At 38.1% G+C, this 15,276-nt stretch carries 9 protein-coding genes; 6 read left to right on the forward strand and 3 right to left on the reverse strand.

All coding sequences use genetic code 11. The annotated features are described in order from the left end of the window. Positions 1 to 171: 171 nt before the first annotated feature. Entirely contained in the window at positions 172 to 2,592 is a 2,421-nt protein-coding gene (locus ACZ1GR_RS09835; protein WP_472608816.1) for an outer membrane beta-barrel protein, read from the reverse strand. Between the two features lie 99 nt (positions 2,593 to 2,691). Here ACZ1GR_RS09835 and lepA point away from each other — a divergent pair, with 99 nt between their 5' ends. Next, entirely contained in the window at positions 2,692 to 4,488 is a 1,797-nt protein-coding gene (gene lepA / locus ACZ1GR_RS09840) for a translation elongation factor 4 (RefSeq protein WP_472608817.1), read from the forward strand. A 6-nt stretch (positions 4,489 to 4,494) separates the two neighbouring features. Here lepA and ACZ1GR_RS09845 read toward each other — a convergent pair whose 3' ends face one another. Next, positions 4,495 to 6,330 (reverse strand): cation:proton antiporter, encoded by a 1,836-nt coding sequence (locus ACZ1GR_RS09845; protein WP_377766966.1) that lies wholly within the window; start codon positions 6,328 to 6,330, stop codon positions 4,495 to 4,497. A 48-nt stretch (positions 6,331 to 6,378) separates the two neighbouring features. Beyond that, positions 6,379 to 8,583, reverse strand: coding sequence for an amino acid permease (locus ACZ1GR_RS09850; RefSeq protein WP_472608818.1), 2,205 nt, complete (start codon positions 8,581 to 8,583; stop codon positions 6,379 to 6,381). Positions 8,584 to 8,716: 133 nt separating this feature from the next. On the opposite strand from ACZ1GR_RS09850, the gene ACZ1GR_RS09855 reads away from it, so the two are divergent. From ACZ1GR_RS09855 to ACZ1GR_RS09875, 5 genes are all read left to right on the forward strand, one after another. Further along, complete coding sequence (locus ACZ1GR_RS09855; protein ID WP_472608819.1) at positions 8,717 to 9,577, forward strand: MBL fold metallo-hydrolase; 861 nt, start codon at positions 8,717 to 8,719, stop codon at positions 9,575 to 9,577. Between the two features lie 23 nt (positions 9,578 to 9,600). Beyond that, positions 9,601 to 11,250, forward strand: coding sequence for a S8 family peptidase (locus ACZ1GR_RS09860; protein ID WP_472608820.1), 1,650 nt, complete (start codon positions 9,601 to 9,603; stop codon positions 11,248 to 11,250). 1 nt (position 11,251) lies between these two features. After that, the gene (locus ACZ1GR_RS09865) at positions 11,252 to 13,108 is read left to right on the forward strand and encodes a M1 family metallopeptidase (protein WP_472608821.1); all 1,857 of its coding nucleotides are present in this window, start codon (positions 11,252 to 11,254) and stop codon (positions 13,106 to 13,108) included. A 68-nt stretch (positions 13,109 to 13,176) separates the two neighbouring features. Continuing rightward, on the forward strand, positions 13,177 to 13,563 hold the full coding sequence (gene rnpA, locus ACZ1GR_RS09870; protein WP_472608822.1) for a ribonuclease P protein component: 387 nt from the start codon (positions 13,177 to 13,179) through the stop codon (positions 13,561 to 13,563). Continuing rightward, positions 13,547 to 15,175, forward strand: a complete 1,629-nt coding sequence (locus ACZ1GR_RS09875) for a S41 family peptidase (protein ID WP_472608823.1) — start codon at positions 13,547 to 13,549, stop codon at positions 15,173 to 15,175. The genes rnpA and ACZ1GR_RS09875 overlap by 17 nt, the downstream gene beginning before the upstream one ends. Positions 15,176 to 15,276 lie beyond the last annotated feature (101 nt).

The raw sequence follows: 15,276 nt of genomic DNA on the forward strand, positions 1-15,276 counted from the left end.
TTTTTTTGGTCATGTTCGGACCCGCCCTTTTATTCCTCATTATAGGCCTTATTTTATTTGCAAAGCAGAAGAAAAAAGCAGGGAAAATATTTTTTATACTTATGGGTGTCTATCTTTTAGTCAGCCTCGGTGTTTGTGGAGTTCTAATGAGCGGGTATTAAGAAATGGTTGTTATTCTTCATTTAAACGGTCCCGTTCTTTTTTATCGATACCTCGCTTATTATCTTGAAGTCTAAAATTCCCAAAATTATAGGTGAAGCCAACTCTGATGAATTGGGTTTCAAATCTAGTCCTATAAAAATTATCTTGATTCAAGTACTGGGAAGTATACCGGGGATTCGCCTTTCTTAGTAAGTCTTCGGCACCAACGGAAACTACTGCTCTGTTCTGCCACAGCGTTTTTCGGAATCCAACATTTAAAGTAGTAGTTGGCGATTGAATATAAGATCCAAACAAGTAATTAGAAAAATGAGTTAGCGAAAGCTCACCTGTTAGGGTGCCGTCTTTTGAAAAATTAAAGTAATTGCCAAAATATAAATAATAGCCTTCTAATTCATTGGTAAATGGTTGATTACCGCTCTCTTCCGCCAAAAAGGTTTCATCTTCGTAAAAAAGAGATAAATACGTATATATTGACCATGCTGAAAAAATACTTTTGCTTAGTGTAAAATCTAAGCCATAAGAAGTGCTTTCTAAAACATTTTGTTTTGATGACCTCAAAGTTTGGTTTTCATTATTTTGAAATACAAGTCTACGGCTTATGAACTCTCCATTATCACGATAATAAAAATCGACGAAGAACTCGCTATCGAATGTATAGTTGAAATTAAAGTTATGGCTGAAATTAGGCCTTAAAGTAAGGTTGCCTTCTTCAAAATTATTTTCGTTAATGAAAAAACGGAAAGGGTTTAAATCATTGTATCTGGGGCGTTCAACCTTTCTTCCATAGTCAAAGGCAAAGCTGTGTTTTTCAGACGCCGTATAAAGAAGATAAATAGACGGAAAAGCTTGAAAAAAATCTTGGTTATTTACCTGATTTAATGTTCTAGAGACGCCTTCTGCTTCGGTGAGTTCACCTCGTAAACCTAGTTTCATCGACCATTTTTCCCGGTTTTTCACAAAGCTTACATATCCCGCATACACCTTTTCATCATAAAGAAAATTATCCGATAGTGTTTCGTCTACGGTAGTGCTGGAACCTGAGAAATTGAAGTAGTCTATTTCATTTTCAGAATGAATAGATGAAATTTTTAGTCCAGATTCAAAAGAAGCGTTCCCTATAGGTGTGGCGTAGTCAATTTGTCCTGTGAAAATTTGAATATTTTGGTCCGAGTTTGTCGTAAATCCAAAATCCCTAAAAAAACTCTGGTTATTGTTAAAATAACGTGAGTCTATTCGCTGCGCAAAACCTTCATCATAATTGGTATAGTGCCCATTAAATGACAATTGAGATCCTTCTTTGCCAAGTTTAGTTGTATAAGACAAGTCAAATGCCAAATTGGTATTGTCTTTAGATACTGCATTATCGGTAGTAAAAGTGGAGTCAATTACATTTTGGGAATTTTTAATTTCCGTATCGATTAGTTTCTCTCTTCTCTGGTTAGGGTTTACAGCAATATTTGAGGTGAAGTTGAGACTATTCTTTTCATCAAAATCATAATCTAAAATAAAGGTGCCGCTGTGCGCTTGTGTTCTTATTATTTCTTGTGAACTAATATCCCAAACCGAAAAAACTGAATTCGTATTGTCCCTAAAATTTATTCCTTCTCTTCCTTTTTTCAGTTCTTTTCTAGGGTTAATACTGTAATTAGCGAAAAAATTAAGCTTATCTGTTTTATAGTAATGGCTTGTGCCCAAGCTGAATTTTGGAAATACCGCCTGCGTTAACGAGCCATTTACACTGCCTTTATAACCTGGGACAATACTTTTACTGGTTACAATATTTAAAATGGGGCCTCCTTCTGCATCATACCGAGCGGGAGGGTTCGCAATTACTTCGATTGACTTTATTGCGGTTCCTGTTAATCCTTGTAATAAATCCTGGACCTCTTGGCCTGATAACTGTACCTTTCTATCGTTTAAATAAACAGTTGCGTTCTGACCCCTAATCTGAAGGTCGTTTTGATTAACGATTACCCCTGGAGTACTCTTTAAAATGTCCCATGAGTTTCCTTGAGAAACTACTGTGTTTTCTACATTAAATACCAACCTATCCGATAACCTTTGAACTGTTGGTCTGCGTGCAGTTACCACTACTTCATCTAAATTTTCACTTACAGTTGGTACTACTAAAGCCCCTAAAGCAATATCTTTTCTTATATCTAACGCTAAAGGTTTAGAGCCCTTTCCGATATAACTTGCCTGAAGTAAATACAGATCAGGTTGAATTTCGGTAAGCTCAAAAAATCCGTTTTCAGAAGCAGATGTCCCCTTTACGAAAGTGGAGTCAACAGCATTTAAAAGAAGAATGTTGGCAAAAGGAAGTACTTCGTTCTCTGTATTTATAACCTTTCCTGTAATCTTAAAAGTTTGTGAGAAACAACTTCCAATTGTGAAACATGCCAATAAAATGGGAAGTAGCGGGTTCTTCATTTGAGGTTCGGGTCGAGTATCAAATCTAAGAAAATATTTCCGACTAGAAATCGATAATTCGCTATCCTGCTAGGCAAAAGAACTATATTTGCATTTGGTATGAAAAAGATTAGAAATTTTTGCATTATTGCACATATAGACCATGGTAAAAGCACTTTAGCAGATAGATTGCTTGACTTTACAGGCTCAGTTACCGAACGCGAAAAACAAGACCAACTGCTAGATAGTATGGATTTAGAACGTGAACGTGGTATTACCATAAAAAGTCACGCTATTCAAATGGAATACACCTACAAAGGGGAAGAGTATATTCTAAATCTTATCGATACTCCAGGTCATGTTGATTTCTCTTATGAGGTTTCAAGGTCGATTGCCGCATGCGAAGGAGCGCTATTGGTCGTTGACGCGGCACAAAGCATTCAAGCACAGACCATTAGCAATTTATATTTGGCTTTAGAGAATGATTTGGAAATTATTCCTGTCCTCAATAAAGTAGACTTACCAAGTGCAAACCCCGAGGAGGTTACCGATGATATTGTAGATCTTTTAGGTTGTGATGCCGAAGAGGTCATTCCAGCCAGTGCTAAAACAGGTATTGGAATCGAGGAAATATTAAGTGCTATTATAGAACGAGTTCCTGCTCCGACGGGAAACCTTGATGAATCCTTACAGGCCTTGGTTTTTGATTCAGTCTACAATCCTTTTAGAGGCGTAGAAACGTATTTTAGGGTTATCAATGGAGAAATTACGAAAGGTCAAAAAATAAAGTTTGTCGCTACCGATAAAGACTACTTTGCCGACGAAGTCGGAACCTTAAAACTGGAACAACATCCGAAGAAAAGTATAAAAGCTGGTGATGTTGGCTACTTGATTACTGGTATTAAAGATGCCCGTGAAGTAAAGGTAGGCGATACTATTACGGATGCAGCAAGCCCAACAAAAAATGCCATTGCAGGCTTTGAAGACGTAAAACCAATGGTTTTTGCGGGCATTTATCCCGTAGACACTGACGAATTTGAAGAACTAAGAGCTTCAATGGAGAAGCTCCAATTAAATGACGCCTCTTTGGTTTTCGCCCCGGAAAGTAGTGCGGCTTTAGGCTTTGGTTTTCGCTGTGGTTTTTTAGGGATGTTGCACATGGAAATTATTCAAGAACGTTTGGAGCGCGAGTTTAACATGACCGTTATTACCACAGTACCCAACGTAAGTTATCATGCATTTACCAGAAAAAATCCTGATGAGATAATTGTTGTGAATAACCCTACCGATTTGCCAGATCCCTCTGGCATAGACCGTGTAGAAGAGCCCTATATAAAGGCTACTATCATCACAAAATCTGACTTTGTGGGTAACGTAATGTCGCTTTGTATCGAAAAAAGAGGGCAAATTACAAACCAGACTTATTTAACTACACAAAGGGTCGAGCTAACGTTTGACATGCCTTTGGCCGAAATTGTTTTTGACTTCTATGATAGGTTAAAAACAGTTTCTAAGGGTTATGCTTCATTTGATTACGCCCCCATTGGTATGCGGGTATCTAAATTGGTTCGTGTTGATATTTTATTAAATGCCCAGCCAGTTGATGCGCTTTCAGCATTAATTCACGCAGATAGCGCCGTTACGATTGGCAAAAAAATGTGTGCGAAATTGAAAGAGCTAATTCCAAGGCAGCAATTTGATATTCCAATACAAGCTGCTATTGGGGCCAAAATTATTTCAAGGGAAACTACCAAGGCACTTCGAAAAGACGTTACCGCAAAATGTTATGGTGGTGATATCTCGAGAAAGCGTAAGCTACTTGAAAAACAGAAAAAAGGTAAAAAACGTATGCGCCAAGTGGGTAATGTAGAAGTGCCTCAAGAAGCATTTATGGCGGTGCTGAAGTTGAACGACTAGCATTTATTAGTTTTCTTCCTCAAAATCAAAGACCTTGCCTAAGTATACCAATTTGTAACCTTCTTTAATATCCGTAAATTCTTTGCTGAACGCAGATATAATTTTAAGGTCGTTTTGTGGTGTTTTAAGAAATAGGGGGATAATATCATTATCGGCTTTCGTGATTTCTATTAGCCCGTTATAATGCTCTTGATCTTTTAGCTCTATTTCGTTTATTGACGGATATTTTCTTGCTGCATCCGTTAGTTTTATAAAATCGTCGGTATGCGAGAACAAGCCCTCTTCGGGATTGTTTTCAGGGTCATTCATCTCATCCGTATTCACTATTCTAAAAGCTCCATTTTCACCGAACTGTTTTTTAAACTTATCAATGGCAAATTTGTTGATATCAGAATTCCCCGTTAATGCCATGAGATATCCCATATCGTTCAACTCGATATTATCGGTCAACGAATCAGAAAAAATATTGGCAGCCATTGCCTCTATACCAAGCTTTTTGGCTTTTTCTACGTTGGTCTGGTTATTATCGATAAGTACAACATGGCGTTTATTTTTCTTTAAATAATTCGCAATCAAGCGAGATACTTTAGAAGCTCCAATAATTAAGATTCCTTCAGATTTGGTCAAGAATACGCCAACCAATTTGGCAAAAAGACGCGCAGTCGTCGCATTGAGCAACACGGTGCCCAATACAATCATAAATACCAATGGCGTAATATACTCTGCCCCTGGCTCACCTTTAGCTAGAAGTTTGGAGCCAAAAAGTGACGCGATTCCTGCTGCCACAATACCCCTAGGCCCTACCCAGCCAATAAACAATTTTTCGTTGAGCTTTAAATTAGAGCCTTGGGTGCTAAGAAATACTCCGATCGGTCTAATTAGAAAAACAACCAAAACAAACAAGGCCGCTGTTCTCCAATTCATCAATAGTTCTAAATCACTGATATTAATATTGGCTGCTAGTAAAATAAATAAGATAGAAATCAATAAGACACTCAACGATTCTTTAAAGTATAACAACTCTTTAAGGTTAGGTAAGTTCATATTGCCAAGAACCATACCCATTACCACTACAGCTAAAAGCCCAGATTCATGGGCAAATAAGTCAGACTCCACAAAAACCAACAATACAACAGATAGCGATACCACATTCATTAGATAATGTGGAATTAAGTTCTTTTTTATGGCAAAAGCTAAAGCATGCGCAAAAGTGAAGCCAAAGGTTGTGCCGAACAATAAGATTTTACCAAATTCTATCAACGCGGTCTGGGTATAACCACTTCCTTCGCCAACACTAATAAACTCAAAGACCAAAACGGCTACCAACGCACCAATCGGGTCGATTAAAATACCCTCCCACTTTAGTACCGTTGACACGTCTTTTTTAAGCGGAATATTTCTTAAAATAGGGGTAATTACAGTAGGGCCCGTAACTATTATAAGCGCAGAAAAAAGAAAAGATATTTGCCAAGAAAGATCAAAAATATAGTGGGCAGCGACGCCAGCGCCAAAGAAGGTAACTACAGAACCGACAGTAATTAATTTGGTGATTACCGGCCCAACGTTGGCTATCTCGGCGCGTTTCAGGGTGAGTCCGCCTTCGAAAAGAATAATGCTTATTGCCAAGGATACAAAATAATAGAGGCCTTCTCCGGGAAACAATCCTTTCTCGCCGTTCCAAATAGGCTCTATAAGCTTTGCTCCATTTTCAGTATATAAAGTGGCAATAGGCCCAACTAATAATCCTATTAAGATTAATGGTAAAATAGCAGGCAATTTTAGTCGCCAAGCTACCCATTGAGCAATGATGCCTAAAATAATAATTCCCGCAAGCTCTATCATTGGTTTTGAATTTTAGTAAAAATAAGGATTATACATTTGCTTTGAGGGCTAATTATCCCTCATGGTAAGTCTTAAGACAGAACATGCCGATTTTTCGGTATATTTATCCTTGCCAGTTCCGAACAAAATATCTACCCAATTATCTTTTTGTGGGGTACCGAGAATAAGTAGGTCAAAACTCGCAGATGCTTTTGAAATGGCGTTAATAGGATCATCGTCTTTTTGAATAACAACCATACTCTGCCGCTCTACTTTTTGAAGCAGTTTTTTGGAGTTTTCTTCCATATTCTCAATGGTTTCTTTATCCGTTTTTTCTGAAACAACATGTAGCAAGGTTAAAGACGCATTGTAAAAAGAACATATTCTATCGGCCACTGCAATAAAATTTTTGTCTCTCCTGCCGGGTCTCAACGCAAGCAACACTTTACCTATATAACGAACACCGTCATCCTTAAAAAGTGCAAAATCAGAATTAATATGTGTCAAAAGCCACCCGATGGGATTGCTCACCAAAATACCGCTATGCGCTCGTCCGTTCCAGCCCATTACAAGCCAGTCGCAATGGGTTTGATTGCTAAGCTCGTGTATGGTGTCTGAAATTTCATGGGTAACCGCAGCTTCAAAATCTACATCGATGTTTTGTGATGTTGCTAGTCTGGTCACCCGTCGTTCTAAAGACGCTATCCTTGGGTTTTCTTCGACCATGGCGTCCAAAAAAGTTTGGTTGGGGACTTCGGTTACATTTACGACCTGTATTTTTTCGCGCTTGTTGATGGCAGCGGCAATTTCTACAAGCATTTCTGGTGAACGTTCATTTCCTAAAAGCGGAACGACAACACCGGCATTTGAAGCTAGTTTTCCATCTAAATTCTGAAGACTTACCGATTGATTATTTCTATAGGTGATTTTAGCGTCTCTTTTTTTCTTGTAGAGCAGATACAAGGCTGGGCGATGTCCATATTTTCTAAGGATCCCTGTTCTTGTTGCATTTTTTCCGAAAAAGAAATAGATGATAAACCCTAAAATAAAAATTCCTAGAATGGCAAGCATCGGGCCTATACCTAAAAAAACAAGTAGGGCTATCCCGCTAAAAATTCCAAATAGCTGAACAAAGGGGTAAAAAGGCGAACGGTAAGGCGGTTTGTACCATTGTGCCGAGGTTTCCCTAAGAACGATTACACAAGCATTTACCAAAATAAACATCATAACCATAAAAGCACTTGCCAATTTGGCTATCTTTTCTACATCTAAAAATAAGATGACCATTGCCATTAAAAAACAGGTCATGATAATGGTCACAACAGGAGTTAAATACTTACTGTGAATCTTCGCCATAAAATCTGGCAATAGTTTATCTATAGCCATTGCAAATGGAAATCTTGATGCTGCCAAAACGCCTGAGTTTGCCATTGAAATTAGGGTAATGACTCCTATTAGCGCTGCAGTATACCCTATAACATTGCCCCCTAAAAGTTTTGATATTGTGTAGATGGGCTTTATATCAGATTTAAGTTCGTTTAAAGGCAGGTTTCCCACCAAAGCAAAAGCTACTGATACATAAATAATGGTCATAATGAACAATGAAAGAATCATCGCCCTGGGCAGATTTGTGCCGGGATTCTTTATCTCACCTGCTATGGCAGCAACCTTTGTGACACCTGCGTAAGAGATATATACAAAAGCTACTGTTGAAAACAGGCCCATTTTTCCTTTTAATAAAAAGGGGTCTAATAATTCAGAAGAAGTTCGAGGAAGTCCGAATAAAAGAATAAGTCCTAAAGCAGTAAGACTAATGCTAACAATAAAAACCTGGACCTTACCCACTTTTTTCACCCCTAGAATGTTCAAGAACAAAATGAGCACTAAAAAAAGAACAGCAATGTATTTTGTAAGTCCCGGATCAATATTAATTAGTATGGAAAGATATGCGCCGAAGCCTACCAAAGCGAATGCACTCTTAAAAAGTAATGACAGCCAAAGACCAAAACCGGCAATAGTGCCAAATAAAGGGCCGAAAGCTCTTTCTATATAAACATAGGTGCCCCCCGAAGAAGGCATCGCTGTGGCCAATTCTGATTTTGATAAAGCGGCAGGAAGAATACAGATTGCGGCTATTAGATAAGCTACCCAAACTGAAGAACCCGTTTTTGCTGCCGCTATGCCCGGCAAAACAAAAATACCACTGCCCAACATGCCTCCTATACTAATGGCAATTACAGAAGTTAGGGATAAGCTACGTTCTAATTTTTTCAAATAGGTTTGGTCTAAGGCCTAAAAATAGCTTTTTTGAATTAAAAATCATTTCTGTTAAAATACATCCAATAATTGGGTGTTTTAAAGGCAATTACACCTCGTTTTCTTATTTTGTCCGTCATTTTGTTTTTTGATGACTATATATCCCGTTGAAACCGGAAATTTTAAGCTTGATGGCGGTGCCATGTTCGGTGTGGTGCCAAAATCTATTTGGTCGAGAACCAATCCTGCCGATAGCAATAATATGATCGATATTGCCGCCCGTAGTCTTCTTATCGAAGATGGTGATAGATTGATTCTTATTGATACCGGAATGGGAGATAAGCAATCGGAAAAGTTTTTTGGTTATTATTACAAATGGGGTAATCATTCCATAGACAGTTCGCTTGAAAAAATAGGTTTTCATAGAGACGATATTACTGATGTTTTTATGACCCATTTGCATTTTGACCACTGTGGCGGAAGCATTCAATGGAATAAAGACAAAACTGGATACGAACCGGCCTTTAAAAATGCGGTGTTTTGGACAAATGAAAATCATTGGAAATGGGCGACCGAACCAAATGCTAGGGAAAAGGCTTCATTTTTAAAAGAGAATCTTCTCCCCATGCAAGAAAGCGGGCAGCTTCAATTTGTAAAGAGGGGCACAAATGCTTTTTTAGAAAAATCGGAATTAGGTTTTGATATTCTCTTTATTGACGGGCATACAGAAAAACAAATGATACCTCATATCAATTACAAAGGAAAAACTGTCGTATTTATGGCAGATTTAATGCCTACTGTTGGTCATATTCCGCTTCCGTACGTAACTGGTTATGACACCCGCCCGCTATTAAGTATGGATGAAAAAGGCATGTTTCTTGAGCAAGCGGTAAAAAATGAATTTGTTCTATTTTTTGAACATGATGCTCACAATGAGCTCTGTACACTAAAAAACACCGAAAAAGGAGCACGGCTAAACGAGTTATTTTTATTTAAAGACCTGTTAAGCTAATATTACAATTCAAAATACATTTTATGATGACTACATATTCAAAATCACTTTTTGCACTTGTTTCAGGAAGTCTTTTTCTTGCAGGTTGCGGGGCAACTTCTTTGGTTTCGACCCCTGTCGAAAATATCGATACGGTTCCCTTAAAGATTGCAGATTTATCTGACGCTCAGAAAAAAAATTGGGGCCACACAGACTTGATTACAGATACCATTCCTGGTATGAGTGTTGATAAAGCTTACAATGAATTGATAGGCAATAAGAGGGGGCAAACTGTAATTGTTGCTGTTTTAGATTCTGGTATGGACCTTGACCACGAGGATTTGGATGATGTGCTTTGGACAAATAAGGGGGAGAAGCCAGGCAATGGAAAGGACGATGACAATAATGGATATGTAGACGATATACACGGGTATAATTTTCTCGGAGAGGCTTATAATGAACAATTGGAATATGTAAGAATGCTGCGCTTAGGGGTAGGAGATGCCTCAGAAAGGGCAAAAGCGCAAATAAAGTTGGATAAAGAATATCCGAAAGCGCTTCAAAACAAACAACAATATGAGCAGATTCTTCAAGCCGTTAAAAACGCAGATAAAGAGGTAAAATCTGCATTAGGAAAGGATTCTTACACAAAAAAAGAGCTGTTGGCCATGAAGCCTTCAACTGAACAAATGCAACAAAATGTGGGTATACTATCTCAAATGTATCAGTATGCAGATAGCATAGATGAAGTACTTAAAGAATTGACAGAGGGTGTAACTTACTTTACAGAACAAGCCAATTATAACCTCAACAAAGAATTTAATGGCAGGGAAATTGTTGGTGATGATCCTTATGATTTTAACGATAGAAATTATGGTAACGGTAATCCAGACAACCGTGTTGAAGATGAAAGTCACGGAACCCATGTAGCGGGTATTATCGCAGCAGAGCGCAATAATGGAAAAGGCGTTAACGGTGTCGCCAAGAATGTAAAATTAATGAGTATTCGTGCGGTACCAAACGGGGATGAGTATGATAAAGATATTGCCTTAGGTATTCGTTATGCGGTTGACAATGGTGCAAAAATTATCAATTGTAGTTTTGGAAAGTCATTTTCGCCTAACGCAGAGTGGGTGTATGACGCTATCAAATATGCAGGATCAAAAGATGTGTTAATTGTGCATGCTGCAGGTAACGATGGTGCCAACTTAGATGATTCGAACAATCCTAATTTTCCGAATGATCACAAGTATGCCGGTGCAGAAATAAGCGATAACGTCATTACCGTTGGGGCGCTTGCGCCAGCCTATGGTTCTAAAATGGTGGCCTCGTTCTCCAATTATGGTAATGCCAATGTAGATGTTTTCGCTCCTGGTGACGATATCTATTCCACTATGCCAAATAATAAATATGACTTTCAAGGCGGAACCTCAATGGCCGCACCAGCGGTTGCTGGCGTCGCTGCTCTTATCCGCTCTTATTATCCAAACTTATCGGCTTCTCAGGTAAAAAATGTATTAATGCAATCTGGTCTGCGGTCAAAGGCTTCCGTAATTGTTGCCGGAGACCCTTCAAAAAGTAAATCGTTCTCGGAAATTTCAAAATCCGGAAAAATGGTCAATGCATACAATGCACTCCTTTTAGCTGAAAACATTTCAAAAGGAAAACTAACTTTAGATTCTAACGCAGAATAATATGGTCAAACTAGCTAAGAAAATTGTCTTTATCCTTTTATGTGGATTAACATCGCTTATTGCCCAAAACAATACCGGGTATTGGCAGCAACATGTTGATTATACCATGGATGTTGAGATGGATGTTGAAAATTATCAATATACCGGGACTCAAAAATTAGTTTACACAAATAACTCGCCTGATGAATTAAGCCGTGTATACTTTCACCTGTACTTTAACGCTTTTCAGCCTGGTAGCGAGATGGACATGCGCTTGCAAAATATTGCCGATCCTGACGGCAGAATGGTCACCGCGGACAAAAAGAGTAGAATTGCTGCTTTATCTCCCTCGGAAATAGGGTATTTGCATGCTACCTCTTTGCTGCAAGATGGCGAAGTTGTAGATTTTAGCGAAGAAGGTACTGTGCTAGTCGTTGATTTGGCAAAACCTATTCCTTCTGGAGGTAAAACTACTTTTGACATGGAGTTCAAAGGCCAAGTGCCCGTTCAAATACGTAGGTCTGGTCGCAACAACAGAGATGGTGTTGCGCTTTCTATGAGTCAATGGTATCCAAAATTGGCAGAATATGATTTTGAAGGTTGGCATGCAGATGCTTACATCGCCCGCGAATTTCATGGGGTATGGGGCGATTTCGATGTAAAACTTACAATCGATAAAAGCTACACTGTTGGAGGTACGGGCTATTTACAAAACCCAAATGAAATTGGTCATGGTTATGAAACGCCGGGAACCAAGGTGAAAACAAAAGGAAAAACGCTGACTTGGCATTTTAAGGCTCCTATGGTGCATGATTTTATGTGGGCTGCCGACCCTGAATATGTGCATGATACCTTACAAATGGAAAATGGCCCGACCTTACATTTCTTATATAAGAATGATGAAAAGTTTAAGGAAACTTGGGAGAAAGTACAACCGCTTACGGCCAAAGCCATGAACTTCTTTAATAAAAACATTGGCGAATATCCATATAAGCAATACTCTGTAATACAAGGTGGTGATGGCGGCATGGAATATGCCATGTCAACACTTATTACCGGTGGAGACAAACCCGGCAGTGTCGTTGGTACCATGATCCATGAATTGGCCCACTCTTGGTTTCAGCATGTTTTGGCTACCAACGAAGCCAAGCATGAATGGATGGATGAAGGTTTTACCTCTTTTATCTCTGCCCTTTGTAGCAATGAAATATTGGGAAAAAACAAAGAAAATCCTTTTGAGGGCTCTTACAAAGGCTATTATTATTTAGTGAATTCTGGTAAAGAACAACCACAAAGCACCCATGCAGACAGATACAACGAAAATACGCCTTACGGAATAGCGGCATATAATAAAGGAGCTGTCTTTTTATCTCAACTTGGTTACGTTATTGGTCAAGATAAATTAATGGAAACGGTTCGTAAATATTATGAGGATTTTAAGTTCAAGCATCCTGTTCCTAATGATATTAAAAGAACTGCTGAAAAAGTATCCGGAATAGAGCTTGATTGGTATTTAACAGATTGGACGCAAACCACAAATACCATCGATTATGGAATAAAAGAGGTGGTGGCCGATGAAGGAAAAACCAAGATTATTCTTGAGCGTATCGGACTAATGCCAATGCCCTTGGATATTTTAGTGGTAGATTCTAACGGAAATCAAGAAACCTATTATGTTCCTTTGCGTATGATGCGTGGTGAAAAAGAAAATCCGTATCCCTCTTTAAAAAGAACCGTTCTTGACGATTGGGCATGGGCCAGTAATACGTACGAAATGATTATTGATAAGCCCATTGAAAATATTGTAGGCGTAGTCGTAGACCCATCAAAACTGATGGCCGATGTAGATCAAAATAATAATATCTTTCAGGCTAACTAATCAAGATATAATTTTAATATGGAATCCGTTTGGGTGCTTGTTCTCAAACGGATTTTTTACTTTTATAAATGGACTCTTCCTTTTCAAAAAAAGAAAAACTTAAAAGCAAAAAGCTGATTGAACAACTTTTTGTCGAAGGAAAAAGTATAAACAACTTCCCCCTAAAGCTCATCTACCTTAAAACTGACTTTGAAGACGGATGTCATATAAAAACAGGTGTTATCGCTCCAAAAAAAAGCTTTAAAAAAGCAGTACAAAGAAATCGCATTAAGCGATTACTGCGAGAGGCATATCGCTTAAACAAGCATCTCGTTTTTAACAACATTGAGGGAGATTTTGCGTTCATGATTTTATATCTTGGAAAAGAAATGCCCACGTATGACTTTGTTGATACGAAAATGAAAGGGCTATTGAAAAAATTTAAAGAAACCGTACTTCATGAAAAATCTTTATAAAAAACAGTTGTTGATTCCGGTTTTTGCCGTTGTTTTTTTAGTTGTAGGAACTAGTTTTAAAAGCGACTTTTTTGAAATAGCTAAACAAATTGAAATTTTCACCACGCTGTTCAAAGAATTGAACATGAATTATGTAGATGAGACCAACCCTGGTGAATTAATGGATTCTGCCATTAAGAATATGCTGGAAGAGCTTGATCCCTACACCAAATTCTTAAATGAACAAGATGTTGAAGAATACAAAATTAATAATGCGGGTGAATATTCAGGTATCGGTGCCCTTGTTCGTTCGTATAAAGACAAATTGGTCGTAGTAGAGCCTTATAAAGATTACCCTGGAGATAAGGCCGGACTTAAAGCTGGAGACGAGATTATAAAAATAGGAGAAATTGCCGTGGCCGATTTTGAAGATAATGCAAGCGAGTTATTAAAAGGGGCCAACAATAGCAGTGTAGACGTCACTTTTAAAAGACAAGGTGCAACTAAAACAACAACTATTACCCGTGAAGGTGTAGAGGTCGATGCTGTACCCTACTACAATATGGTAGATGATAAAACCGGTTACATCGTTTTGGCCAAATTCAATAGAAAAGCCTCTAGCCAAACCAAATCGGCTCTACAAGATTTAAAAGGCCAGGGAGCGACTCAAATTATTTTAGATTTAAGAGGTAATCCTGGCGGCTTGCTCTCTGAAGCTATAAATGTTACCAATTTATTTGTGCCAAAGGGAGAGTTGATTGTTACTACAAAATCCAAGGTAAAAAAATTCAATCAAACCTATAAAACCAAAAATAAGGCTGAAGATTTAGCTATTCCGCTAGTAGTTCTGGTAAATGGAAGAAGTGCATCGGCAAGTGAAATTGTTTCGGGAAGTCTACAAGATTTAGATCGTGCAGTAGTTATGGGAGCGCGCAGTTTTGGAAAAGGTCTGGTGCAAAGACCTTTAAAACTTACCTATGGAACTCAGTTAAAAGTTACCATTTCTCGCTATTATACCCCTTCGGGAAGGTGTATTCAGTCCTTGGATTATTGGAATAGGGATGAAGAAGGTAAAGCGGTGAGAACAACAGAATTCAATCAATTCAAAACAAGAAATGGAAGAGTGGTTGAAGACGGTGGTGGCGTAATGCCCGATGTTGAAATAGCATCATCAAAATCAAATGCCTTAACAGATGCCTTGTTGGGCAATAATATCATTTTTGATTTTGCTACGGATTTCTACTATAAAAATGAGTTCAACAGCGTAGCTGATTTTAAGTTCTCGGAAAGCCATTATAACGAGTTCAAGAGCTTCGCAAATAGCAAGGATTTTTCATTTAAGACTAAAACAGAAAAGCTTTTGGAAGAAAGTCTGAATTCTGATGATTCCCTTTTGGGCTCAGATGTTCAAGAGAAATATAAAGATTTACTACTTGCCGTAAACCGAGGGAAATTTTCAGCGCTGGACACCTATAAAAAAGAAATCACCAAAAAATTAGAAGATGAAATTATAAAGCGTTATTTCTATCGAGATGGTCTTTATGATTATAATCTAAAAAATGATGATGCTATTCTTTCTGCGGCAGCGCTTTTAGAAGATTCTAAAAAGTACAGTTCCTTCCTCAAGTTGTAGTTATAATGCTCAAATTGCAAGTCGTCCTTTATTTGAGAAATTGTAGGATTTTGCTTAGCTTTACGCTCCAACAATACTATTTTCTTTTTAGACCAACCTCC

The organism is Croceitalea sp. W27, from assembly GCF_055693185.1.

What these genes read in the sequence shown, in the direction of transcription:
- ACZ1GR_RS09835 (WP_472608816.1), bottom strand. Translation starts at nt 2,592, where the DNA reads ATGAAGAACCCGCTACTTCCCATTTTATTGGCATGTTTCACAATTGGA.
- lepA (WP_472608817.1), top strand. Translation starts at nt 2,692, where the DNA reads ATGAAAAAGATTAGAAATTTTTGCATTATTGCACATATAGACCATGGT.
- ACZ1GR_RS09845 (WP_377766966.1), bottom strand. Translation starts at nt 6,330, where the DNA reads ATGATAGAGCTTGCGGGAATTATTATTTTAGGCATCATTGCTCAATGG.
- ACZ1GR_RS09855 (WP_472608819.1), top strand. Translation starts at nt 8,717, where the DNA reads ATGACTATATATCCCGTTGAAACCGGAAATTTTAAGCTTGATGGCGGT.
- ACZ1GR_RS09860 (WP_472608820.1), top strand. Translation starts at nt 9,601, where the DNA reads ATGATGACTACATATTCAAAATCACTTTTTGCACTTGTTTCAGGAAGT.
- ACZ1GR_RS09865 (WP_472608821.1), top strand. Translation starts at nt 11,252, where the DNA reads ATGGTCAAACTAGCTAAGAAAATTGTCTTTATCCTTTTATGTGGATTA.
- rnpA (WP_472608822.1), top strand. Translation starts at nt 13,177, where the DNA reads ATGGACTCTTCCTTTTCAAAAAAAGAAAAACTTAAAAGCAAAAAGCTG.
- ACZ1GR_RS09875 (WP_472608823.1), top strand. Translation starts at nt 13,547, where the DNA reads ATGAAAAATCTTTATAAAAAACAGTTGTTGATTCCGGTTTTTGCCGTT.